The sequence below is a fragment of the Streptococcus sp. ST14 genome (assembly GCF_046098195.1).
GTDB lineage: Bacteria > Bacillota > Bacilli > Lactobacillales > Streptococcaceae > Streptococcus.
On record NZ_JBJUSF010000070.1, the window covers coordinates 1 to 679 of the forward strand.

General features: G+C 43.4%; 1 protein-coding gene. It reads right to left on the minus strand.

The window, feature by feature from the left end; translation table 11 throughout:
• Window positions 1–679, minus strand: a 679-nt coding sequence (locus tag ACIY19_RS10845; RefSeq protein ID WP_409003405.1) for a GbpC/Spa domain-containing protein, incomplete at both ends; no start/stop codon positions are given.

Genomic DNA, 679 nt, shown 5'->3' on the forward strand with positions numbered 1-679 from the left:
TTCGCTTCGACCAATTCAGCTGATACAGGTTCAGTCTTAACTGGCTTCACGGTTGTTTTAGTAATAGTTGCAGTAGCTGGAACTTCAACAACTGGCGCTACAACCTTCGTATTCAAAGCAAACCAATAGGTTTGGCCATTTGGACTTTCTGGTCCATCCCATTGAATAAATTCGGTTGTGAAGGTTGTCCCTTCCTTAAAGACTCCAAGAGCAGCACCCTTGTACTGATATGCTGAAGAGGAAGTATCCCAAAGATGACCTACCTCTTCCTCACGGTTATAGTCTTCTGCATAAACATAGCCATAATCCTTGTTTTGAGTAACAGTTGATCCATTGATTTCAACATGTGTCCCATTGATGGCTTTTGCGCCTTCCCACCCGATAGGGTTGTGGTTTAGAGACGAGTAGGTCAAGGCTGCAGGTGTCTTTTCAGATGCCTTGAAAGCTACTTCTTGGCCGTCCTCATTGTAGTAGTAGGTATCTGTAACCAGGAAGTTCATGTAGTCCGCAGCTCCACCTGTTCCATCATTTCGAGCTACTACAAAGCCTTCTGTTGGATCATTCAAGACATAGACATCGTTTAGGCCCGTTTTACCTTGGTTTACAATTTGAAATTTTCGATGGATACGAGAAATATTGTGTTGTTTCCCATCCTCGGTTGTGACTGTTAAGCCGTTTA